Origin of the sequence: Blastopirellula marina DSM 3645 (assembly GCF_000153105.1) — a bacterium.
In the GTDB taxonomy this organism is placed as follows: domain Bacteria; phylum Planctomycetota; class Planctomycetia; order Pirellulales; family Pirellulaceae; genus Blastopirellula; species Blastopirellula marina.
Map to the genome: position 1 here is coordinate 270472 of NZ_CH672377.1, position 22588 is coordinate 293059.

Annotated in this window: 16 protein-coding genes; 9 read left to right on the plus strand and 7 right to left on the minus strand. The window is 56.7% G+C overall.

The genetic code is table 11. From position 1 onward, the window contains the following. Nucleotides 1-533 precede the first annotated feature (533 nt). A complete protein-coding gene (locus tag DSM3645_RS20195) occupies nucleotides 534-2639 on the plus strand; it encodes an ATP-dependent helicase (protein WP_002654407.1) in 2106 nt (701 codons plus the stop codon). A 72-nt stretch (nucleotides 2640-2711) separates the two neighbouring features. On the opposite strand, the gene DSM3645_RS20200 is transcribed toward DSM3645_RS20195, so the two are convergent. Both DSM3645_RS20200 and DSM3645_RS20205 read right to left on the minus strand, forming a co-directional pair. After that, nucleotides 2712-6488, minus strand: a complete 3777-nt coding sequence (locus tag DSM3645_RS20200; RefSeq protein WP_002654408.1) for an AAA family ATPase — start codon at nucleotides 6486-6488, stop codon at nucleotides 2712-2714. Between the two features lie 11 nt (nucleotides 6489-6499). Then, the gene (locus tag DSM3645_RS20205; protein WP_002654409.1) at nucleotides 6500-7723 is read right to left on the minus strand and encodes a metallophosphoesterase family protein; all 1224 of its coding nucleotides are present in this window, start codon (nucleotides 7721-7723) and stop codon (nucleotides 6500-6502) included. Nucleotides 7724-8104: 381 nt separating this feature from the next. On the opposite strand from DSM3645_RS20205, the gene DSM3645_RS28715 reads away from it, so the two are divergent. The 5 genes from DSM3645_RS28715 to DSM3645_RS20230 all read left to right on the plus strand — a co-directional run bounded on the left by DSM3645_RS28715 (nucleotide 8105) and on the right by DSM3645_RS20230 (nucleotide 14789). Next, complete coding sequence (locus DSM3645_RS28715; protein WP_050769474.1) at nucleotides 8105-8686, plus strand: biliverdin-producing heme oxygenase; 582 nt, start codon at nucleotides 8105-8107, stop codon at nucleotides 8684-8686. Next, the gene (locus DSM3645_RS20215; protein ID WP_002654411.1) at nucleotides 8683-10947 is read left to right on the plus strand and encodes an ATP-binding protein; all 2265 of its coding nucleotides are present in this window, start codon (nucleotides 8683-8685) and stop codon (nucleotides 10945-10947) included. Before DSM3645_RS28715 ends, DSM3645_RS20215 begins: the two co-directional genes overlap by 4 nt. Before the next feature lie 38 nt (nucleotides 10948-10985). Beyond that, entirely contained in the window at nucleotides 10986-12605 is a 1620-nt protein-coding gene (locus DSM3645_RS20220) for an ATP-binding response regulator (protein ID WP_002654412.1), read from the plus strand. A gap of 248 nt (nucleotides 12606-12853) precedes the next feature. Next, nucleotides 12854-13957, plus strand: coding sequence for a zinc-binding metallopeptidase family protein (locus DSM3645_RS20225; RefSeq protein ID WP_040352876.1), 1104 nt, complete (start codon nucleotides 12854-12856; stop codon nucleotides 13955-13957). Nucleotides 13958-13967: 10 nt separating this feature from the next. Then, a complete protein-coding gene (locus DSM3645_RS20230) occupies nucleotides 13968-14789 on the plus strand; it encodes a M48 family metalloprotease (RefSeq protein WP_002654415.1) in 822 nt (273 codons plus the stop codon). Nucleotides 14790-14796: 7 nt separating this feature from the next. Here the strand turns inward: DSM3645_RS20230 and DSM3645_RS20235 are convergent, their stop codons facing one another. Genes DSM3645_RS20235 through DSM3645_RS20245 form a run of 4 tightly spaced genes read right to left on the minus strand, consistent with a single transcriptional unit; the run spans nucleotide 14797 to nucleotide 17820 of the window. Continuing rightward, a complete protein-coding gene (locus tag DSM3645_RS20235; protein WP_002654416.1) occupies nucleotides 14797-15651 on the minus strand; it encodes a sterol desaturase family protein in 855 nt (284 codons plus the stop codon). A 22-nt stretch (nucleotides 15652-15673) separates the two neighbouring features. Then, nucleotides 15674-16834 carry an alpha/beta hydrolase family protein gene (locus DSM3645_RS20240; RefSeq protein WP_002654417.1) on the minus strand — a complete coding sequence of 387 codons (1161 nt, stop codon included), beginning with the start codon at nucleotides 16832-16834 and terminating at the stop codon, nucleotides 15674-15676. A 44-nt stretch (nucleotides 16835-16878) separates the two neighbouring features. After that, nucleotides 16879-17040: a hypothetical protein gene (locus tag DSM3645_RS30530; RefSeq protein WP_154657816.1), complete on the minus strand. Its 162-nt coding sequence runs from the start codon at nucleotides 17038-17040 to the stop codon at nucleotides 16879-16881. Nucleotides 17041-17088: 48 nt separating this feature from the next. Continuing rightward, entirely contained in the window at nucleotides 17089-17820 is a 732-nt protein-coding gene (locus DSM3645_RS20245) for a hypothetical protein (protein WP_002654419.1), read from the minus strand. Between the two features lie 625 nt (nucleotides 17821-18445). Between DSM3645_RS20245 and DSM3645_RS20250 the strand changes: the two genes are divergently transcribed. The 3 genes from DSM3645_RS20250 (at nucleotide 18446) to DSM3645_RS20260 (ending at nucleotide 20933) form a co-directional block, all read left to right on the plus strand. Continuing rightward, nucleotides 18446-19204: a DUF1641 domain-containing protein gene (locus DSM3645_RS20250; protein ID WP_116344542.1), complete on the plus strand. Its 759-nt coding sequence runs from the start codon at nucleotides 18446-18448 to the stop codon at nucleotides 19202-19204. A gap of 11 nt (nucleotides 19205-19215) precedes the next feature. Further along, nucleotides 19216-20400 (plus strand): NAD(P)/FAD-dependent oxidoreductase, encoded by a 1185-nt coding sequence (locus DSM3645_RS20255; protein WP_002654421.1) that lies wholly within the window; start codon nucleotides 19216-19218, stop codon nucleotides 20398-20400. A 62-nt stretch (nucleotides 20401-20462) separates the two neighbouring features. Beyond that, a complete protein-coding gene (locus DSM3645_RS20260) occupies nucleotides 20463-20933 on the plus strand; it encodes a bacterioferritin (protein ID WP_002654422.1) in 471 nt (156 codons plus the stop codon). 110 nt (nucleotides 20934-21043) lie between these two features. On the opposite strand, the gene DSM3645_RS20265 is transcribed toward DSM3645_RS20260, so the two are convergent. Beyond that, nucleotides 21044-22576 carry a YifB family Mg chelatase-like AAA ATPase gene (locus tag DSM3645_RS20265; protein ID WP_002654423.1) on the minus strand — a complete coding sequence of 511 codons (1533 nt, stop codon included), beginning with the start codon at nucleotides 22574-22576 and terminating at the stop codon, nucleotides 21044-21046. Nucleotides 22577-22588 lie beyond the last annotated feature (12 nt).

Here is a 22588-nt window from a genome sequence, read left to right on the forward strand (position 1 = left end):
TTGGCCTTGGAGACGGCAAAGATTGTTCGTTGACAATGCACACGGAAGCGTGGTCGATTGCCGTGCGGCGAAGAGGAAATTGGCGCTCCGATCGGCTCTCACGCTCTTTGACAATTGGCATTTCAAAACGTGGCCGCCAAACCTCCCAATTTGACATCCGGGCAATCAGGGGGAAGGCGATAAAAAGATCGCAGCGGTCCGGTCCAACCGATAAACCCGTAGACTAGGTCTCGGCTGAACAATCCACAAAAGCGCCCAAACTACCTCCCAGGCAGATTGGGCAAGTTGATAATAAAAAAAAGAGGGGTCCGGTCCAATGATCCGGTCCCGTCTCGGCGATCCCCGAGGCAATCAATTCCCCCCAAATTAACGTCGAAGCGATTTGGACAGGTTCCTAAAAAAACGGAGCGGTCCGGTCCTACCTCCCGGCGCCGGCCGAACGTTGATTGTTACCGTGAACAATCGCGGACTTGGGCTCACCCCTTCTCTCGCAAATCGCCCATCTTTACTTCGCGATACGACGAGGGGCCCGGTTGCGGAAACAGCGTCTTGCGAATTACGATCTTTCAGGACTGACGCTGTTTCTCGCCGTCAGCTATGACGCTTCGCAATTGACTCTCTCGGTGCAAGGAAGTACGGACCCCGTGAGCGGACTTAATCAGGCCCAACTTGACGCGGTCAACACGCTTTCGGGCCCGATGTTGGTATTGGCCGGCGCCGGATCTGGCAAAACCCGCGTCGTGACGTTTCGGATCGCGAATCTCATCAAACATGGGGTTCGACCAAGCCGGATCTTGGCGGTGACCTTCACCAACAAAGCGGCCGCCGAAATGCGCGAACGCGCACTCGGATTGCTAGGAAAAAAAGCGACCGAGCAACCGGTCGTTTCGACGTTTCACTCGCATTGCGTTCGCGTCTTGCGGCGGCATATCAATCGTTTGGGCTATCCGCTGAAATTTGCGATTTATGATCGCGGCGACCAAGAATCGGTCATTCGCGCCGCGCTGCGCGAAATCCGCGTCCCCAACGAATCGCTTCGTCCCGGCGACGCGCTGAACAATATCAGCCGCTGGAAGACCGCCGGCATTCGCCCTGCCGAAGCGGTCGGGCACGCGCAGACCGACAAAGAGCATCTCTCGGCGATGGCCTACCGGCGTTACCAAAACTCGCTGAAAACCTGCGGTGCGGTCGACTTCGACGATCTGTTGCTGCTGACCGAAGAACTGTTCACCGAGCATGACGACATCCGCGACGAAGAAGCGTCGCAGTTTGATCACTTGATGATCGACGAATACCAAGACACCAACGGCAGCCAGTATCGAATTGTCCGCGGGCTGGCCGAAGCCCACCGAAATCTGTGCGTGGTCGGCGACGACGATCAATCGATCTACTCGTGGCGCGGCGCCGAAGTGCAGCACATCCTTCGCTTTCAGCATGATTGGCCCGAAGCGAAGGTCATTTACCTGAAAGACAACTATCGTTGCACCGCTGCGATCCTTGAACTGGCGAATCGCTTGATTCAGTTCAATTCGACACGCTACGACAAAGATCTTGAAGCGGCCCGCTTCGGCGGCGAACGCCCGCAGATCTGGCAATTCAAAGACGAAGAAAAAGAGGCGGAAGAAGTCGTCAAAGATATTGCTCGCAAGCTGTCGGAACCAGAGTTTGAACCGCGCGATTTCGCGATCTTGTTTCGGACCAACGAGCAACCGCGCGCGTTTGAGCAGCAGCTGCGAAGCATGAAAATTCCGTACATCTTGATCGGCGGCATGTCGTTCTTTGATCGGAAAGAAGTCCGCGATTTGATTTCGTACTTGAAGGTGATTCATTCGCCGATCGACGAGGTTTCGCTGCTGCGAATCTTGAACACGCCGCCCCGCGGCATCGGTCAGCAGACGGTCAAAACGTTGATGGACACGGCGGTGACCGAAGGCGTACCGCTATGGGAAGTCTTCCCCAAGGTGCGTTCGATCCGGAACATTTCGGAAAACGCGGCTAACGCGGTGATCGACTTTTCGTCCTTGATTCGCCGGTATCAGAAGCGTTTCGATACCGAACCGATGTCGCATGTGGTCCGCTCGCTGATCGGCGACATTCGCTATCAAAAAGAGCTGGAACGACTTTATCCCGATCCGAACGATCGCGAATCGCGCGAGATGGCGATCGAGCAGGTAGTCAACGCCGTCAGCGCCTTTGAGACGAACAAGAAGAAGCCGACGCTCGGCGGATTCCTGGATGACTCAGCACTTTCTGGCGGCGACTTTGACAACGAAAAGGAAAAGCAACTGCAGCGCAACGGCGTCGTCTTGATGACGCTGCATGCGGCCAAGGGGTTGGAGTTTCCGAACGTTTACCTGGTCGGCATGGAAGAAGGCATCTTGCCGCACGCGCGCAGCGTGAAAGAAGAAGGAGCGGCGGTCGAAGAAGAGCGCCGACTCTGCTACGTCGGCATTACCCGCGCTCAAGATCGCTTGACCTTCTCGCTGGCGACCTCACGCAAGCGATGGGGAAAACCACGCCCTACCGACACCAGCCGGTTCCTCTATGAGATCACCGGCCAAGCCGAGAACGCCGCGAAATCCGCCCAAATGGCGAAGTCGCCGCGCGATCGCGTGAAGAGCGCCGGCAAGCGTGGTTAAGAGCATCGCAACCGCAATATTCTTCTTAGCCCGCAGCGCGCGAGGGAAATGCGGCGTGACGCAATCGACGAATTACGCCGCGCCTTCTTGTCGTTTTTTCCGCAACAAAGCGGGGTCCAGATCGGGATGGCCTTCCCACCAAATCTTCGGTGAGTCCCAGCCGAATTCGTTGTCGGACGGGTGAGGACGTTTCGGCGGCTCGGGCTGAGGAGCAGGTTCCGGCTCGGCGACGACCAATACCGGTTCTGGTTCTGGTTCTGGTTCCGATTTGACTTCGATCACCAAGTCGACCACTTCCGGCAATGCGACGACCGGCAGCGGAATTTCGACGTTTTGAATCGACGGCTCTGGCTCTTCCCAAAGGTCCTCCAGCGCGATGCTGACCATGTCGACTTCGGCGGCATCTTTCAGCTGATAGTCGGTGTTTGGGACGAGGTCGAAAGCTGGTTCCGGTTCTTCGTGCTCGCTTCGCTCTAGATAGTACTCGGCGTCGATCAGTTGAATCGGCAACGATTCGGGCTCGACGATCGGGCCGCGATCGGCCAGCGACAGGTCCTCCTCGACGACCGGTTTCGGCTTTGGCTTGATGCTGTTGGTGAGCGGGTAAACTTCAAGGTACGGGATGATCGGCAGCACCACTTTGAACGGCGGCTTCTTGGCGACCGGGGTGATGATGACCGGCTCTTCGACGACCGGTTCGGGCTCGGGCTCAACGACTTCCTCCACAACCTCTTCCACGACCGGCGCCGGTAAACGGGCTGGCTCGGGACGGCAAACGCCGGTCACTTGCGGCAGCACGCGAACATCGCCGCCCAGGTTCTGGAAGATCTCCATGATATGCTCATGGCAAGTAAAGACGAGCGTTTGGTGCCCTTCGGCGGCGAAGCTCATCAACACTTCGGCCGTCGCTTTGCAACGCTTGGTGTCAAAGTTGACCATCACGTCGTCCAAGATCACCGGCAGCACGCGACCTTGGCGAGCAAAGGTGCGAACCAGCGCCAAGCGAACGCTGAGGAAGACCTGCTCGCGGGTACCTTCGCTCAGGTGTTCCAGCGACTTGGATCGTCCTTTGGCGTCTTCGACGTAGAGCGTATTCTCGCTCAGCGGCGTCCAGATGCGGACGTACTTGTTGAGCGACAGTTTGTCCATGAAGATCGACGCCATCTTCAGCGTTTCGGGCTGACGTTGCGTTTCGTAGATGCGGCGAATCTGATCCAAAACGTTGGCCGTCACGGCCAGCGACTGCCAACGCTCGATCGCTTGTTCGATCTGCGTGCTCACTTCGTTCAGCTCTAGCTGAGCCAAGCAAAGGCGATCGTTTTCTTCCAGCGACTCCAGCTGAGCTTTCAGTTCGCCGCGACGCTCGAAGCCTTCCTTCAGGCTGCGTTGCGTTTGCTCAAACTCTTGCAGCAGTTCGGCCAGTTCCTTCTCAGCGTCGGCGGCCGATAGTTCGGCCAGGAACTCCTCGACCGTCTCCAACGGAGTGGAGCCGAGCTTGGCGATGATCTTTTCTTCGACTTCTTCCAAATCCAACAGCAAACCGTTGATTCGGTTCGCTTTGTCGAGCAGTTTGCGATAGCCCTCTTCGTCTTCGACGCCTGCTTCGTCCAAGATTTCTTGTCGCTGCTTGGCCGCTTTGCGCATTTCGCCGGCGGTCTTTTTGAACTCGTCTTTGATCTTTTGGGCGCGGCCCCGCAGATCGGTGCGTAGTTCGGACTGAGTCTGCTGACGCTCTAGTTCGGACTGCAGGCGATCGAGTTGCTCCAGGCCGTCCTTCGCGTTCTTGAGACCAAGCTCACCGGCCAACTGCGTGATCCGCGATTCGACGGCGTGCAGTTCATCGGTGCGCTGCTTCTCTTGATCTTGCAGCGACTTCAGGTCTTTCCGCTTTTCGTGGATGTGGGCCAGGATGCGAGCCAAGACCTTGATCCGGTCAGGCTGCAAATCATCAGGCAGATCCAACGCACGCAGCGCGTCGCGCCAGCGACGGCGAGCATTGTTGACCGCATGTTCGGCGTCTTGAATCGTCTTCGACGCGTAGTCGCTCTTTTGCTTCGCTTCGCCGGCTCGATTGCCGAGCGGAATGAGCCCTTCTAGATGAGCCAGATGATCTTCGGCCGTTTGCAGACGAGCGACCAACGGCCCGCCCCCTTTCGGCAGCACCTCATCAAATTCGTCGCGCTCTTCGACCGCTTTGTGCAGTTGAACGTTGACCAGCTCAAACTGTCGCTTGACTCCACTGAGGTTTTGCTTGACCGATCGCTCCATCGTCACCTTCGTAAAGATGACGCCGAAGATAAAGACGCAACCAAACAACGGAAGCGTCCCCGAGATCTCCGGGATGCTGATCGCAGCGCCAAAAATGAAGAGCAAAATCAATAATACGCCGACCGAGAAAGTCAGCCCTAGTAGGGCCAACAACGGACGCGGCAAAATCTGGTTTTCGAGCAGATCGGCCGATTCGATCTCGGCCTCGCGACGCTGGAATTCCAGCTTGTCAATCTTTTCTTCGACCTGAATACGGCGGCAAAGCAAGTTAACCAGCTCGCCGGCTTTATCGATCGCGACGCTCAGGTCATCTTCGCCTAGATTGGCGAGCGATTTATCGACCTCGGTTTGCGCCGATTCCAGCTCATCTTCGTGCGACGAGACGGTTCGCTTCGACTCTTCGTGACGATGAATCTCTTGCTCGAGCGTCTGCATCGGCGCTTTGAGCGATTTCAACTGCTTAGGAGTAAGATCAGGCCGACGACCTTGACCGAGCGTGACGCCGGTGTTCTCCCAAGCCGCTTCGATCTCGCGTTGAACGTCTTCAATTTCTTCCTGAACGCCGGTGATCTGCTTGCGAATCGCGACGATCCAGTGACGTTGTTCGCCGAGCGCATCAACTCGCGCCGCATGTCGCGAGAGCTCACGATTGAGGGGGATCGACTCGTGTTCGGTGAAGAGCGCCTTGTACTGCGAACGCAATTCGGTGCAGCGACCTTTGCGCCGCGAGACTCGTTCGCGCAATTGATTCAGCTGATTCAAGCTCTCTTCGGCGACATCGGGGATCTCGCCGGCTTCGTCGATCTTGGCGGTCAGCACTTCGCGACGTTCGATATCGCCGCGCAGATCTTCGGCCAATTCGATAAATTCAGTGCGTTCGGTAATCGCTACCGACTTCTGCTGCTGTTGCTCAATCTGCACGGCGGCGCTGCGCTGCTGCTGCAGCACTTGGCCCCATTGCTGCGTCGCGGTTCGCTGCTCTTCGACTTCTTTTTTGAGCGAGACGTGCTGATCAAGCAACTGATCGATAATGCAGTCGGCGCCATCATGCGAAATGAGGGCTTCGCGAGAAATCTCGAGCCGACGAACGACTTCGGCCAACGAAATTCGATCCAAACCGCTGGTCAGTTCGTAGATCTTCTGGGCGGCGTGACTATCGTCGAGCGTCGCCAGCAACTGAATTTCGCGCAGGCCGACGGCGAAGATATTGTTGTAGGTGTAGCGATCGACCCCTTCCAGCAACGCTTCCAATTGCGTCCGACTTTGCCGCGATCCGTCAGGGGCGACAATCCACGCGTTTTCTTCAAACGTCCGTTCGTCCCACAGACGCACCACTTGAAACCGACCAAGCGTACCGCGGATGTTGAGCGAACCGCCGGGCTGCCCGCCGTTTACCGGAGGCAAATAGCGGCGTTCTTCCGTCAGATCGATGCCATAGAGCATCGTCCGCAGGAAGTTGAGCAGCGTACTTTTGCCCGCTTCGTTATGCCCAAAAAAGACGGTGACCGTCGGCGAGAGCTCTTCGATACGTAGCCCACGCCAAACGCCGAAACCATCGATATTGACTTGATTTAATTGCACGTTGGCGGCTCCTAGTCGTCGATCCGCAAGGCTTGGACGCCCATTCGGCGAGCTTCATGCAGCGCCTTACGACGAACTTCCCTGGTTTCAATCTGCACCGCCTCGGACAACTGCGTGCCGCGACGGTCTTCGCCTAATAACTCGGTCAACTCAATGGGGATATCGGGATCAGCAAGCAATTCGCGCGTCAGCCGCAAAAAGTCGCCGCAGATGGTTTGTTCTTGATACCAGGCCTCGGGAATGACCGACGCCGATTCAATCGTCAGCTCATGCGTCCAGGCGCCCGACTCTTCGCCGCCGAACTCTTTGTTCAGCACGTCGATCGTGTGCTGCCACAACGATTCGGCCATCAGCTTCTTCGAAGCGTTCCCTTCAATAATCACTCGCCAGTCCACCAACAACTGTCGGCGACCTTTGCCCGAGACGAGCGTCCGCATCCGATTCTTCAGCACCTTTTCCAATTCTTCCGGCGATTCGCAATTCGCGATTTCGACCAGTTCGCTTTGCCAGCGGACGACATCGGTCGCGATCGCGTCGGTCGAGATCTCGCCGGCTTCGTTGACTTCGACCACGGTGCAACTGCGTTGACCGACGTGTAGCGGCCGTCGACCTTGCGGTGAGCCTGAGTGGATGGCGAACTTCGGCGCGGTGCGATGCTTCTTGCGCATCTCTTCGCCGCCGAGCGCCCAATACGGAATATCGTGGCGGCTGATCACGCCATCTTCGACTTCGCCGTAGGCGACGGCGATGGTGAACAAGCCGGAAGCGGAGGGGCGAAACTCACCAACCCGAATTTCTCCGCCGGAGTTCGCCTGGCCGATAATCGCGGCGATCGCTTCGCCATCTTGTTCAAAGTGGACGGTCTGCGGCAGGCCTGGTCGAAAAATATGTACGTTGCGCGGCAGGGCCACGGACGAAGGCCAACGCGAGGGAGGATCGGCTTCGCCGCCGGCCCAATAGACGTTGATACCGGCGGTGTCTAGTTGTTCGAACATTTCCAACAAGCAGCCGATCGTACGCGGGCTGGATAGCCGCGGATCGAGCAAATCACCGGTCAGAACGACGAAATCGACCTCGTGCAACATCGCCGTTTCGACCACTTGCTGCGCAGCGCGACGCGGCGCCTCGCAAAAGAGAGTGCGCAAATGATCCGGAACCGAGGGAAGCCCTCCGAGCGGCTGATCGAGATGGAAGTCGCCCGATTGAAGAAAGCGGAACGACGCACCTGGAGTCATATTGTTGCGCCTCCTTGCGCGAATTTCTGTCGAGATGGTCGCCAGCAATTCAGTGCTGGCGCCTACCTATTCGGGCAGTCTAACGGAATTTGAAAATTCCGCCTATCCGGATTCTTTTCGTCAAAGAAACAAAGCCCTCCAACCGACAGCTCAACCATTGACGGTCGGTCCCTAGGCGCGATAATAAGACCCAGAACTCGTTTGCTATCACGCAATTCGCGAAAAGTCGATCTGTCGAGCAGCGTTCGTACGTTGGAAACGACGTCATGAACGTTTTTGGCGCGTCCCTCATTTCGATGATTGACGCCCCGCCGTCGGGGGTGCGACAGTTGATTGACTTCCAAAATGGGAATTGAGAAGATGCCCCCGACTGATCCAAAAATGCTGCGCCCACGCGAAATATTGCGGTCTCGCACCCAGCAGCTGCACCAGAATACCGAATCGCAACTCCACTGGGATCAGGTCTTTTCTTCACGCTCCGCCTATCAGCGGTTCCTGCTAGCAATGCTGCGAATTACGATTCCTGCCGATGAAGCAATCAATCGTCAGCTTTCCAATCAAGAGCCTTCGTGGCTCGCCGATCGCCGAACTTCGGCTTGGCTCGTCGACGATTTCCGCAAAATCGAGGACGGCGCGGTCTCCCTGGACGACACGGAGAATGTCGCCGATTTTGATTTCGTCGATTCGCTCGCCCAAGCGGCAGGCGTCGCCTATGTGTTAGAAGGCTCGGCGATGGGAGGAGCGATCCTCGCGAGATCACTGGAAGAACGACTCCACATTACCGCCGATAGCGGCGGAAAATACCTGCACGGCTATGGCAAACAGACCGGCGCCCATTGGGGCGCGGTGACAAGTTGGCTGGACGCCGTGCTGACCGAACCGGCGATGATCGACAATGCGGTCGACGCTGCGGCGCAAACCTTCTCCATTTTTGGACAACAACTCCATGAGTTCCGGTCGTGAACCAACACTCGAATGAGAAAGTTGATCTGGACAACTGCGACCGTGAACCGATCCACATTCCAGGGTCAATTCAGCCGCACGGCGTACTGCTCGCATTTGATCCCCAGTCGCTCGTATTGAGATATTGGAGTCAGAACGCCGCGATGCTGCTGGGGCGCAAGGTCACGCTCACGGAGACCCCCGAATCCCTATTTGGTGCGCGAACCGCAGCCGCGATTCGCCAGATATCGCAGGAATCGCCCGCGGTCGTCGTTCCGATCGATGGCGGCGCGACGATCGGCCGCGAAGACGAGAATATCCGGCATACAGCGGCCGCTCATCTGCACGCTGGTATGCTGTTGCTGGAAATCGAAATTGCGCCGATCGACAAAATCCATAGTCGCGCGATTTCCAAACTTCCCCGTCTGCTCAAAACGGCGACGCATCGCATGCAAGCCTGCCAGACGATGGAAGAACTGTATTCCGCAATCGCGACTCAAATCAAGTCGCTCAGCGGTTTCGATCGCGTCATGATCTATCGCTTCTTGGAAGGGGGGCACGGCGCCGTCGTCGGCGAAGCGGCCGAGTCCCATCTCGAGTCGTTTCTCGGCTTGCACTACCCGGCGTCCGACATTCCTCAGCAAGCGCGTCGCTTGTACGAACTGAATGCCGTTCGCCTGATTGCAGACATCCACGCTCCGCCGGTTCCGATTGCGGCCGCTGATTCTGATGCGCAGCAGCCGCTGGACTTGACGTTTAGCTATTTTCGGAGCGTCTCGCCGATCCATATCGAGTACTTGCAGAACATGGGAGTCGCCGCGTCGATGTCGATCTCCATCCTCCAAGGAGGCGATCTTTGGGGAATGATTGCGTGCCATCACTACGAGCCGCGGAATCTTACGCTCGAAGTGCGGGACGCGTGCGAATTGATCGGCGTCGCGGCTGGCGTTTATCTGGGGTCACGTCAATTAGCGCTTGAAAATCAAATCTATCGCGTACGGCGTGACGCACTCCATCAAACCTTGCGAACGGCGGCCGCCGGCGAATCGTTTCGCGCAGGGATCGAAGCGGCTTTGCCGATCATGCCCCAAATCGTCGACGCCGAAGAGGCTCTCGTCTGCCTGGACGGAAAAATCTTGACGCTCCGCAATGAGTCGCCGACGATCCAATCGCTGATCCCTTTAATCCCGCAGATCGCCGCGGCGACCAGCGGACCGCTATTTTACACCGATTCGTTGCGGACGCATTTTCCGTCGTCGGCGCCAATCCGCGCAGAAGTCGCCGGCGTCCTTGCGATTCGGATCGGCGAGAGCCCGCTGGATATCATGCTGTTTGTTCGACCAGAGTATGCCCACGAGGTCTCGTGGGCCGGTAAGCCGCAAAAAGAAGAGGTCGCGACAGCGCATGGGATTCGACTTTCGCCGCGGAAGTCTTTTGAAACATGGCGAGAAATTGTCCGCGACCACTCTCGTAAGTGGTCGACAGTCGATCGCGATATGGCCCTCGAATTACACAATGGCCTCGCCGAGTTACTCGGCCGCCGCGCCATCGAACTTACTCGGATTAATGAAGAACTTTCGCGAATCAACGCCGATCTCGATTCGTTCGCATTCGCCGCTTCCCATGATTTACGCGAACAACTGCGGAATTTGCATCAAGCGATCACGATGTTCGAAGCCAAACTACATCGCCCGCTGACCAGCGAAGAAGGAATAAGGTTCGAGACAATTCAGCGCAGCCGATCTCGACTCGACGAACTTTTAGAGGGGCTGTTGCGCATGTCGCGAGCAGGCCGCGGCGACCTGGTGCTAGAACCGATCCAGATTACCGCCGTAGCGCAAGAAGCGGCGGAAATGATCTGGGGAAGCGTTTCGCCCCACGAAGTCCAACTGACGATCGAAGAGATGCCGGAGGCGAATGCTGATTTTATGTGCGTTCGAGAGATTTATTGCAACTTGTTTAGCAACGCCACGAAATACAATAGTAATCTTCCGAAGATCGTCCATGCCGGAACGATGGTCGCAGGCGCCGCGGCGCCTGCGGCATACCGCGGTCGGAACGTCTTTTTTGTTCGCGACAATGGGATTGGGGTCGCGCCGCAGGATCAAGAGCGAATCTTTGAGATCTTTAAGCGTCTTCATCTCCCGCATGAGTTTGGCGGCGGATCGGGAGCAGGCCTCACGATTGTGAAAAAAGTAGTCGAACGCCACGGAGGATCCATTTGGGTTGAATCCCCGGCGAACCAAGGCACCATTTTCTGTTTTACACTGGAAGCTATTTAGCGGCTTAATCGCTTTCCACGATTCCAACAAAGAGCAATATGAACGAGGGTTCTACCAAACGCCGAGTGCTGATCGTGGATGACAATCCTCAAGATCGAGAGATGGTCCGTCTGGCGCTGCGAAGCGACCGCACGCGACGTTATGAACTGGTGGAAGCGGAAAATGGAGAAAAAGGCCTGCAAACATTTCGTCAGGCCGATAAACCGTTTGATCTGATCATCCTGGATTGGCGACTGCCCGATATGAACGGGGTCCAGTTTGTCGAGCATCTGCAAGGTTCCCATCGGATTCCGCCGGTTCCGGTCGTTTTGCTGACCAGCAGCGAGATACCACAAGAGTCGTCGGATCCGTTGCAACATGGCATTCAAGAGTTTTTCTTGAAATCGATGGTGACGTCCGAACTGCTCTCGCATGTCGCCAACAATGCGATGGAGCGGCACCGTCTGCTTGTACGCACGATTGCTAGTGAAATTGAAGCGGAAGAAGCACGCAATCGCGCGGATGCCGCGAACCGCGCAAAATCCCATTTCCTCGCGACGATGAGCCATGAGTTACGGAATCCGTTAACGGCGATTCTGGGCATGACGGAGTTACTGCAAGAGGATCCGAAACCAGAAGATCGCCAGCAGATGCTTGAGATGATCGCCGAGAACGGTCGTCATTTGCACGAATTGCTGAACGACATTCTCGATCTCGCGAAAATTGAAGCGGGACGGATCACGATTGAATTGGAAGAAGCAAACGTGGGCGACATCGCGGCCAGCCTTTGCAATCTGCTCCGTTACCGAGCAGCCGACGAGGGGCTGTCGCTGCGACTGGAGATAAAAACTCCGGTTCCGCATATGAATACCGATCCCATCCGGATCCGACAAATATTGCTGAATCTGATCGGCAATGCGATCAAATTCAACAATCAAGGCGAGATCCTCGTCACCATCGATCTCGAAAAAAGCGACGAGACAAAGCAAGTCGTTATCGACGTCATTGATACCGGCATCGGAATTCCGCCCGATCGATTGACAACCATTTTCGAACCCTTTGTTCAAGTCGCCGAAGATATTCGTCGGCGACAACCGGGCGTCGGCCTGGGCCTGCCGATTAGTCGCGAGATCGCGATACTCTTGGGAGGCGAACTTACGGTCGAGTCCGAATTTGGAGTCGGCAGTCGATTTCGCCTTATTTTGCCGGTGAATGAAACAGAGGGAATTTCCCCCCAGCCGATCAAACCGGCCGATCTTCCCGTCGAACAAGCCGACTGGCGATCGTTTCGCATCCTCGTCGCCGAGGATACTCCGGCCAACCAATTTCTCATCCGCCGGATGCTGGAACGGACCCATGCGAAATTGTTTTTCGTCCCGAACGGCGAGGACGCCGTGAACGAGGTACGGACCGCGCACGAATTAGGACTTGATTATCAATTGATCCTGATGGATATGCAGATGCCGGTCATGGACGGCTATACCGCCGTCCAAAAAATTCGGGAAACGGACCAACAAACGCCGATCGTCGCGATCACCGCGTCGGCAATGGCCGGCGATCGCCAGCGCTGCGAAGAAGCCGGGTGCAACGAGTACGTCTCGAAGCCTTTCGATCGTAGCGAACTAATCTCGAAAATCGGCGCCCGGCTGTTTCCCTCTCCTCATCCGAGAAACGATTGATTTCGGATCTCGGCCCTGGTCAGCGTCGGCGAAACTCGCTGGGTCGCGCTGGCCTCCTATGACTGCCGCTCAACCAGGACGATTCGCCGCCTGCCATGGCGTACGAAAATCGTATAGGCCGCGATCCACTTGCTCTCGATAGACGTCGCTCTTGGCGACTTGGCGCCAAAAATGCATTGATTCTGCGTCGTTCGATGCGGATGCGGCTCCTTCAAACCCTTACGGCCTCAATAGCGAATCAAGACGCCATGCGACTATTCCTTTGCGATGACTGTGGTGAACTCGTCTATTTCGAGAACAACTCGTGTCTTGCCTGCAAGCAGCGGCTTGCTTTTGATCCGACGACCCTGTCGATGGCAACCATCGTTCCAACCGATGAGAGCGCCAAAAAATGGAAATCCGTCGATTCGTCGCGCACCGACCTTTTTCGCCGCTGCCAAAATGATGTACAACACAACGTTTGCAACTGGCTGATTCCGGCGGACAGCGACCAGACGATTTGTTTCGCCTGTCAGTTCACGACGGTGATCCCCAATTTGTACGAAGCGGCCAATCTGGCTCATTGGAGCAAGATCGAAACCGCCAAGCGGCGCCTGCTATATACGCTGATGTCGCTCGGACTGCCGACCATTCCCAAAACAACCGACAAAGAAACTGGGCTCTCTTTTCGATTCCTCGCCGATGATCCCAAGAGCGACAAAAAAGTGCTCACCGGTCACGCTGAAGGCCTGATCACGCTGAACATCGCCGAAGCCGACGACGCGGAACGCGAAAGTCGCCGCGTCGCGATGGGCGAACCTTATCGCACCTTGCTGGGGCACTTTCGGCACGAATCAGGGCACTACTATTGGGATCGTCTCGTTCGCGATACGCCGCATCTGGAAGCGTTTCGCCAGTTGTTTGGAGACGAAACGGAAGACTACGGCGAAGCGCTCAAAAAACACTACTCTGTCGGGCCGCCAGACAACTGGCAAGAATCCTATATTTCATCGTATGCGGCCAGCCATGCGTGGGAAGATTGGGCCGAAACCTGGGCTCACTATTTGCATGTTGTCGACGCGTTAGAGATGGCTTCGTCTTGCGAAATCTCGCTTCCGTCGCTGCACAATCGGGGCGAACGACTTCGTGTTGAATTTAGTCCCGAGTCGGCGAAAGACGTATCGATCGATGATATGATGAAATGGTGGTTGTCGCTAGCGCACGTCTTGAACAGCGCCAACCGCTGCCTGGGTCAGGCCGACAGCTATCCGTTTGTCCTTTCTCCAGACGTGATTGAAAAGCTGAAACTGATCCATCAATTAGTGACGCAATCACGATCTGCTGAGTCTCCCGAAACCTCTCCTGCAATTTAGGGTTATCCCCATGGCCTATTCCCGCGGTTCGTGGAAGATCCGACTCGCAATCGCAGCGATTGTCGCTCTTTTCTCCATCGTTTCGTATTACATGGCGTCTGACAAAAACCCGGTCACCGGCCAGGCGCAACGCGTGGCGATGACCACCGATCAAGAGATTGCGCTCGGCCTGCAAGCGGCGCCAGAAATGATCGACCAACACGGCGGTGAGTTGCCAGAGCAGGCCGCCCAAGATCGCGTGGACCGGATCGGCGGCGAACTGCTGCAAGCGCTCAATCGCGACCTGGCGCAACAAGGGCGCCAAAATCCATTTCCGTTCGAGTTCCATTTGCTGGCCGATCCGCAAACGGTCAACGCCTTCGCTCTGCCCGGCGGACAGGTCTTTGTGACCGCAGCTCTCTACCGAGAATTTGAGACCGATGGTCAGCTCGCAGGCGTCCTCGGCCACGAGATGGGACACGTCCTCTCACGTCACGGCGCGCAACAAATGGCCAAGCAAACCCTGACGCAAGGTCTAGCCGGCGCCGCAGGCGTCGCCGGCGGCGATGTCAGCAGCGCCCGCATGGCGCAGATGGTTGGTCAATTAGTCGCGATGAAATATGGCCGCGGAGACGAGTTGGAATCGGACGAATGGGGCGTCCGCTTGATGGGGCTGGCCGGATACGATCCCAACGCCATGATCGGCGTGATGGAAATCTTAGAACGCTCTGGGGGCGAAGGGCCGCCTGAGTTTCTTAGCACGCATCCCAAACCGCCGAATCGCGTCGCCTATATCAAGCAGGTGATCAAGGAAGAGTATCCGGATGGAGTGCCGAAGGGGTTGAAACCGTAAGCCGGCGTTATTCCGCCAATCGGTTGGGCCGCTGCGTCTCGCCAGTCTCTTTTCGCTCGGCGCCCTGCCCATCCGGCGTATCCCAATATTCTCGCTGGCGGCGAAACGGCATCAGAAACAGGTTCCCTAGCCGGTTATCTTCTGGCTGCGAATAACCAGGCACGCCGATCTTGATCCCGTCTTGCGAGACGTTCAGTCGCAGACTGCGGTGGAGTCGGTCCCACCAAGGGAGCACGACCGAATAGTTGGAATTCGTTTCTCGCTCGAGTTGCGAATGATGAATCCCATGCATTCGCGGCGTCACCAGGCACAGATTCAACCACCGTTCCCATTCAATCGGTAACCGCACGTTGCTGTGGTGAAACATCGTGTTGGCGGTAAACGCGAATTCGTAAATCAGGTAGGCCTCGACCGACATGCCGATCAGGGTCACCTGGACGACGCGAAACAGGGCCGAGAACGCAACTTCGCCAAAATGAAATCGAAACGCGGTCGAGACGTCCATATCGGGATCGATGTGATGGACATTATGAAACCGCCACAAGAATCCGATCCGATGATTGAGCCGATGCCAGTAATAAAACGAGAGATCGAGCAGCAAGAATCCAGCGACGATGTTTAACCAAGCTGGAATTTTGACCCACTGCAGTAGACCAATCGGGGAACCATCGCTCCCCATCATCCACGCCGCCGCAGGCTGCACGATCAACGCGGCGACCAAGAGAGCCAAGCCTGACACCACCAGATTGACAAACATTCGCCGCCACAGCGAGCGCGTCGGTTGGCGCAACGGCAGCAGACGCTCGACGACAAATAACCCCGCCAAAATGCTGATCGAGATCGCGGGGAGTCCGTATTCCATTGTCGCGTACAACTTCAAAACATCATGACTTCGGTTTCAGCACGCGATCAATCAGCCGATACGCCGGCTCATGCATCTCCATCGGAAAAGTATGCTCCGTATCGGGGTGGACGACCTGAAGGTTGTCAGCGGCGCCATGCAGTCCAAACACGGGTCGAGCCGCCGCGGCGATTCGGTCGACGCTGTCCGGCTGAAAATTACTGTCACGGAGCGGAGCGATAATCATCGTCGGACGCGGAGCCAGCATTGCGACCAGTTCGTAAAAATCAAACGGGATCTCTTGCAGCCGTCCCTGATAGGCGGCCAGCTTCGGCACATAGCGGTCTTGGCACCAACCGCGACCATGCTCCCAATTGCCGGGGTCCCCTGCTTTGTAGTCGACAAACGAGTCGAGCCCGCAACAGCTGATGACCGCTGCGATCCGCGGGTCAAACGTGGCGATGAAGACGCTGTTATGACCGCCGAGCGAATGCCCAATCGCCGCATACTTGCCGCTTTGCACGTAGGGCAACGAGTCGAGCAAATCGAGACAACGGCTGTTGTCCCAGATCGATTTCATCGTTCCGCTTTCCCAGCCAAGCTGCTTCAAGTCAGGCTGATATCCGCCCAACGTGGGATAGTACGGAGCGATCACCACATACCCCCGCTCGGCCAACTCTTTGGCGTACATCCGCTCGCGACTCTCCCCCAGGCCGACCATCTCTTTGGGCCCTTGGCTGTGGGTCGGATGCAATGCGAGCACCGCCGGAAACTTGCCGGCCGATTCTTGCAGCGCCCCTTGGGGGATCAACAGAAAGGCTGGCGTGCGGCAACCTGACTCGGATTGAAACGTAATCCGCCGGCGAACGTAGCTCCCCATGTCGGTCTCTGATTCGACCTTCACATCCAGCGGACACCGCCGCTCGTCGCTGGGCGGCGCGCCGATCAGCGCCGTCATGCTTTGCAGCGTTTTCTGTTTGCGCAACTCCCAATCGGCTTTGGTCTTGACCGGCTGAACCTGGCCGTCGGCGTCTTGAAACAGGAGTAAATTCTCACGCGGTAATTGCCGGATGGGCGGCGGGCCGCTCTTGTTGTCGACTTCCGTCTCGGCGGCGGCTCCGACGGCTATTAGTAACAAGAGCAAACCGAATGTGAACCCGGCGATGCGATTTCCAAAACTCGAACGACTCGCGAGCAATCTCATAGTCCATCCAAACTTTGACAAGGGGAAACTCCGACCGACATTCATCATCGCTTCTTCTGGCCAGCCACACGTGACCGGCGCCAAACGACGATCGCGACAAATAGGATCGCGTAGAGGATGATCACTTCACCCAGACCTAGACGCGCAAATTGCATCAACGCCGCGCCGAGCAAGACAGCCCCGAGAAGCACCAACGAATCTCGCATTTTGTTCGCCCCCACGTTTGATAACAGAGCTCGACGCCAGCCAGCATTCTAACGCACAAACGCCAAGCGTTCTTCCTCGCAATGCCAACAATCCATTCCGTACGAGACCGCAAAGTCGTCGTCCATGTGGTCATCCCCCAAAGTGGCGAAGGGAATCGATTGATCTAGCAAATAGTCCCGCAACGCGTATTGATCCATTTTTCTCGCGCACTCCTGCAAATCGACTCCGCTGTCAGCCGGCAGAAAAAAAGGCTGATCTCCATAGACGGCGCGATGCGCAAAGTATCGACCGTAGTCGAGTACGTTGCCAACGAAGATGTCGGACGTTCTTTCCAAAACGTGAAACATCCCGTTGTCAAGCAGTTGGCCGTTATCGCCCCGAAACCGGGCGAGCTCACTGATCACGATGGCCGTTTCGTCCAATGACGCTTTGGCCTGCTCCACTGCATATCCGCGAACATACGGAGCTTCCAGAAACGTAGCGACCGAGTCGTATTCGAGCGGTCGTTGCAAGCCGGAAGCGTCAAACTCGCCCACAATCAGCAGCGCCGAATGCATCACCACGTTCGATAGATAGACGATCGCCGGCTGCGAATTGTCCAGACCAGCGATTCGATCCAGCCGCGATCTCCCCATGCCCTGATACGTGAACACCGGGTCATGGATCACCAAAGGCCGAGTTGGAAATCGATCGGCCAGCGAGTCAGCCAGTTGGCGGAATTGCAAACGTCCGCCCTCGGGCTGGTGAAAGTCAAACGGTGCGTCAAAGGTGCGAAGCATCAACTGGTAGCCTGCGATCGATGGTTGGATAAAGCCGCGTCCTGGGCAAATCAGGACCTCTGCGGAGAACAGTATTCTATCGCAACTCATTACTGACAATCCGCTTGGCGAAGAGGTGGATGCACGCGGGTCGCCCAACACCGGTGCGTGGGAAATCTCCCCTGACGTAGCCAAGCACCGCTCCAGGCTTGTCGCTCTAAAGCAAGAACTGGTGAGGACCACGTTTAGGCAGCCGCAGTCGAGGTCAGAGCGCGATACCACGTTGCCTTCTAGCGGTAACCGCATGGGGGTTGTCTTGCAAAAAGATTGACATGTCGGAAGTTTCCGATATAAATAAATCATGGGGATTGAGTCAGTGACGAATCGATCCGGGAATCGCATCGTATCCCAACCAGGTCCTGAGGGAGCGCTCAGCTTTTCCTCGATAAAAGTCGACTGCTTGCGGGCGTTTGCTCATTCCATGCGACTTTGCGTGGTGCGGTATTGCTTCGTAGCAGACGCGCCTCCTCATTCGTGGCGGCGTCTCGTTTTTTTTCACCAAACATATCGTTTTATAGCGACACATCCACCTAAAATCACGAAGAGTCGACGGCCCCTATTGCGCATCGGAAAAGTGAGGATCTCAATGAGTAGTGTCCACCCCAACGAGCATTCAATGCCGATCACCGATCGATTGAATGAGCCGCATACCCAAGAAATTTTGCACCGTCTACTCGACCGTGCGGAAGATCTCGACAAGGTTCTGCAAGCCGCAAGCGAGGCTCCCAACCTGGTGGCGATCGCCACCGACGTGGTCGACAGCCTGGCTCGCCAGGCGGCGGATCAGGGAATTGATATCGAACAGCGCGCGACCGATCTACTGACCCTTCTGAAAAAAGTGACCGAGCCGCAAAACGTCCAAGCGCTCATCACGCTCGTCGATCACCTTCCCAAACTGGCGCAAGCGACAAGCTTGGCGGACGAATTGCCCAACCTCATGGCGATCGTGATGGATGTCTTCGACGAGTGGTCGGACGATCTGAAAAAGCAGGGGATCGAGCTTGAGCAGAGTCTCCGCAATGGACTGCACGCCGCTTTGCACCTTGGCGGTCGGATTCGCCGGGAAGAGCTGGACAGAATTGGCTACCTGCTGCGGTCCGATGTTCTGAGCGAGCATTCCGTGGAGACTGTCAGCCTGGCGGGCAGCGCCTTGTCGAGTTGTCGTCAAGGAAGCTGCGAACATCCGGTTCCCAAGCGTTTGGGCCTGTTAGGGCTGCTGAATGCGTCCCGTGATCCCAATACGCAGCGGGCCCTCGCGTTCGCTGTGCAGTTCGGTAAATGCTTTGGCAATCTGCTGGAAGAAAAGCATTCCAATCGCCTTGTTTCATCCCCACCCCAATCGTAGGAACCAATGTCATGAGTCATCATCAAATCTTGATTGTGGGCGGAGGCACAGCGGGAATTACGGTCGCCGCCCGACTGCGCAACGCCAACCATGCGCTGGACATTGCGATTATCGAGCCTGCGGAGCAGCACTATTACCAACCGCTCTGGACGTTAGTTGGCGGAGGGATGTTTGCCCCAGAAGATTCCGGACGCAACGAAGCGGATGTGATTCCCTATGGCGTGAAGTGGATCAAAGACGCGGTAGTCGCTTTCGATCCGAATGAGAACAAAGTAACGACCCGGGAGGGGGACGAAGTCTCCTATGAACACCTCATCGTCGCGCCAGGAATTCAAGTCAACTGGGACAAGATCAAAGGACTCAAAGAATCGGTTGGCAAGTCCGGCGTTTGCAGCAACTACTCGATCAACACCGTGGGAAGCACCTGGAAGTTTATTCGTGAACTGAAAGAGGGGACCGCCCTGTTCACGCAACCGGCCGGCGCCGTCAAATGCGGCGGCGCGCCGCAAAAAATCTGTTACCTGGCCGAAGACCATTTCCGCAAAGTCGGCGTTCGAGACAAGATCAATGTCGTCTTCACGGCGGCTGGTCCTCGGCTGTTCGCCGTAGAGAAGTATCGCGAAGTCTTGGAAAAAGCGGCTGCTCGCAAGAATGTCGATACGCGGTTTCGACTCAATCTGGTCGAGATTCGACCCGCTGCGAAAGAAGCGATCTATCGGCACATGGACACCGAAAACGAGGTGGTAATCCAGTACGACATGATTCATGTAACGCCTCCCATGAGCGCCCCCGACTTTGTCGCTCAAAGCCCTTTGGCGAGCGAAGCCGGCTGGGTGGACGTCGACAAATACACGCTGCAGCACGTTCGATTTCCGAACGTCTTCGCCTTGGGAGACGCGTCGAGCTTGCCCACCTCGAAGACCGGCGCTGCAATCCGAAAACAGGCTCCGGTATTGGTCGAAAACTTGCTGGCCCGCATGCGTCACGAACCGCTGACGGCAAAATACGACGGCTATACTTCATGCCCTGTTGTGACCGGATATGATAGTCTGGTGCTCGCGGAATTCGATTACGACAATCAACCAGCCGAGACGTTCCCATTCAATCAGGCTCAGGAACGATTTAGCATGCTTCTGCTCAAGAAGTTCGGCCTGCCTGCACTGTACTGGCACGGCATGCTCAAAGGCAGAGTCTAACCGCAACAGCTTTCGATCCGCGTTCCAATGACAACACAATTTTGATCCCAGGAGACACCGCGATGTCACAGTCCAAGTCGATCGAGAACCTTCAGAAGGCGCTTTCTATGGAGCTGACGGCCTGCCATCAGTACCAACTGCATGCGGCGGTGCTGGATGACTGGGGACTTGACCTGTTGGCCAAGCGAATGCGGGAAGAGATGCAGGAAGAACTCGGGCATTCCAATAAATATTTAGAACGAATTTTGTTTCTGAAAGGGGATCCGACCCTCACGTTCGATAAAGCGCCGGTGCGCGCCCATACGCTGACCGAAATCTTCCAATGCGACCTGAAAGATGAACAGGACGCGATCATATTTTATACGCAAGCCTCGCAGCAGGCGTCTCTCGATTCCGACATCGGCACGCGATCGTTGTTTGAAACCATCGCCCTTGATGAAGAAGGGCACATGGCATGGCTAGAACTTCAACTCGACTTGCTCAAGCGAATGGGCGAAGCCGCTTACATTGCGAAGCACATGTCTTCGCTGTAGAGCATTTCCCTTTCAGTCGGTAGCGTTTCCGCTTGGCTGCGGCGGCGCCTGCTTCAGCGAATCGACATCCCCCAACGGCTCGGGTTGAATAGCCCGGGCTGTTCGCGTACTTATCCTACCCCGCGATCCAACATCCGGTAGTTAATCGCCTCACTAATATGCGCGATATCAATCGCCGTCGCTCCCTCCAAATCCGCAATCGTTCGCGAAGTCCTCAGCACCTTATCATGCGCTCGCGCCGATAGTCCCAAGCTATGGACGCTTTGCTTCAGCAACGCCGCGCACGCGTCGTTCAAGTGGCAGAACTTGCGGATCTCGCGCGAACTCATTTGCCCGTTGTAACGCGTGGGACTGCCGACAAAGCGGCGGGTTTGAATCTTCCGGGCCTCCATCACTTGGGCCCGCATCTCTTCGCTAGAGATGCCGGGAGTCTTGGAGGCGAGTTCGCTGAACGGAACGGCGGGGACTTCGATCTGAATATCGATGCGATCTAGCAAGGGGCCGCTGATCTTGCCGATGTAGCGTTCGACTTGCGGTACGTTGCAGCGGCAGTCGCGACGGGGATCGTTCCGATATCCGCAAGGGCACGGGTTCATCGCGGCGACCAGCATAAATTCGGCCGGAAAGGTCGTACTGCGAGTGGCGCGAGCGATCGTGACGCAGCCATCTTCCAGAGGTTGCCGCATCACTTCGAGCGTGCGCCGCTGAAACTCGGGCAATTCATCAAGGAACAAAATCCCGTTGTGACTATGCGAGATCTCGCCAGGCGAAGGGGGATTGCCTCCACCCACCAGACCGGCTTCGCTGATCGTATGATGGGGCGAACGAAACGGTCGCCTGGTCAGCAAGGGTTGATTGGCCGGAAGTCGACCAGTGACGCTGTAAATGCGGGTCGTCTCGACTGATTCGCCGGGGGTCAAATCGGGCAAGATCGACGGCACGCGTTTGGCCAGCATCGTCTTGCCGGAACCCGGCGGACCTACCATCAATAGATTGTGGGCGGCTGCGGCGGCGATCACCAGGGCGCGCTTGGCCATCTCTTGGCCGCGGACGTCGGCGAAGTCGACATCGTAGCTGCTGTATTGGCGGAAGTATTCTTCAATACGCGGGGGGACCGGTTCGATGTCGATTGCGCCAGAGAGAAAGCCGACCGCTTCGGCTAGAGAACAAACGGGGATCGCTTCGATCTCTTCGACGACGGCCGCTTCAGCGCCATTTTCGGCCGGGACTACAATCCCGCGCAGTCCCATCGCGGCGGCCTGCATCGCCATCGACAACGCGCCTTTGACCGGCCGCATGGCGCCATCGAGGGCCAGTTCGCCGACCACCGCATACTGCGTAAAGCGTTCTGACCGGATCTGTCCGCTGGCCGCCAGAATGCCCAGTGACGTGGGCAAATCAAACGCGGCCGCGTTCTTAGGAAGATCGGCCGGGGCCATGTTCACCACAACGCGATCCTGCGGCCGCACGTAGCCCGAGTTGACGATCGCTCGTTCGATACGGTGGATGCTTTCGCGAACCGCCGCTTCGGGCAGGCCGACCATCACGGTTTTAGGCATCGACGTCGGAGAAATATCGACTTCAATATCGACCGGCACGGCGTCGATACCGAGCAACGAATAGGTACGAAGTTTGGAGAGCATGCCGGCCCCTGT

Bases quoted from the DNA above. Each gene is read 5' to 3' on its own strand.
- DSM3645_RS20205 (WP_002654409.1), bottom strand. From the start codon at position 7,723: ATGACTCCAGGTGCGTCGTTCCGCTTTCTTCAATCGGGCGACTTCCAT.
- DSM3645_RS28715 (WP_050769474.1), top strand. From the start codon at position 8,105: ATGCTGCGCCCACGCGAAATATTGCGGTCTCGCACCCAGCAGCTGCAC.
- DSM3645_RS20220 (WP_002654412.1), top strand. From the start codon at position 10,986: ATGAACGAGGGTTCTACCAAACGCCGAGTGCTGATCGTGGATGACAAT.
- DSM3645_RS20225 (WP_040352876.1), top strand. From the start codon at position 12,854: ATGCGACTATTCCTTTGCGATGACTGTGGTGAACTCGTCTATTTCGAG.
- DSM3645_RS20230 (WP_002654415.1), top strand. From the start codon at position 13,968: ATGGCCTATTCCCGCGGTTCGTGGAAGATCCGACTCGCAATCGCAGCG.
- DSM3645_RS20235 (WP_002654416.1), bottom strand. From the start codon at position 15,651: ATGGAATACGGACTCCCCGCGATCTCGATCAGCATTTTGGCGGGGTTA.
- DSM3645_RS20240 (WP_002654417.1), bottom strand. From the start codon at position 16,834: ATGAGATTGCTCGCGAGTCGTTCGAGTTTTGGAAATCGCATCGCCGGG.
- DSM3645_RS30530 (WP_154657816.1), bottom strand. From the start codon at position 17,040: ATGCGAGATTCGTTGGTGCTTCTCGGGGCTGTCTTGCTCGGCGCGGCG.
- DSM3645_RS20245 (WP_002654419.1), bottom strand. From the start codon at position 17,820: ATGCTTCGCACCTTTGACGCACCGTTTGACTTTCACCAGCCCGAGGGC.
- DSM3645_RS20250 (WP_116344542.1), top strand. From the start codon at position 18,446: ATGAGTAGTGTCCACCCCAACGAGCATTCAATGCCGATCACCGATCGA.
- DSM3645_RS20255 (WP_002654421.1), top strand. From the start codon at position 19,216: ATGAGTCATCATCAAATCTTGATTGTGGGCGGAGGCACAGCGGGAATT.
- DSM3645_RS20260 (WP_002654422.1), top strand. From the start codon at position 20,463: ATGTCACAGTCCAAGTCGATCGAGAACCTTCAGAAGGCGCTTTCTATG.
- DSM3645_RS20265 (WP_002654423.1), bottom strand. From the start codon at position 22,576: ATGCTCTCCAAACTTCGTACCTATTCGTTGCTCGGTATCGACGCCGTG.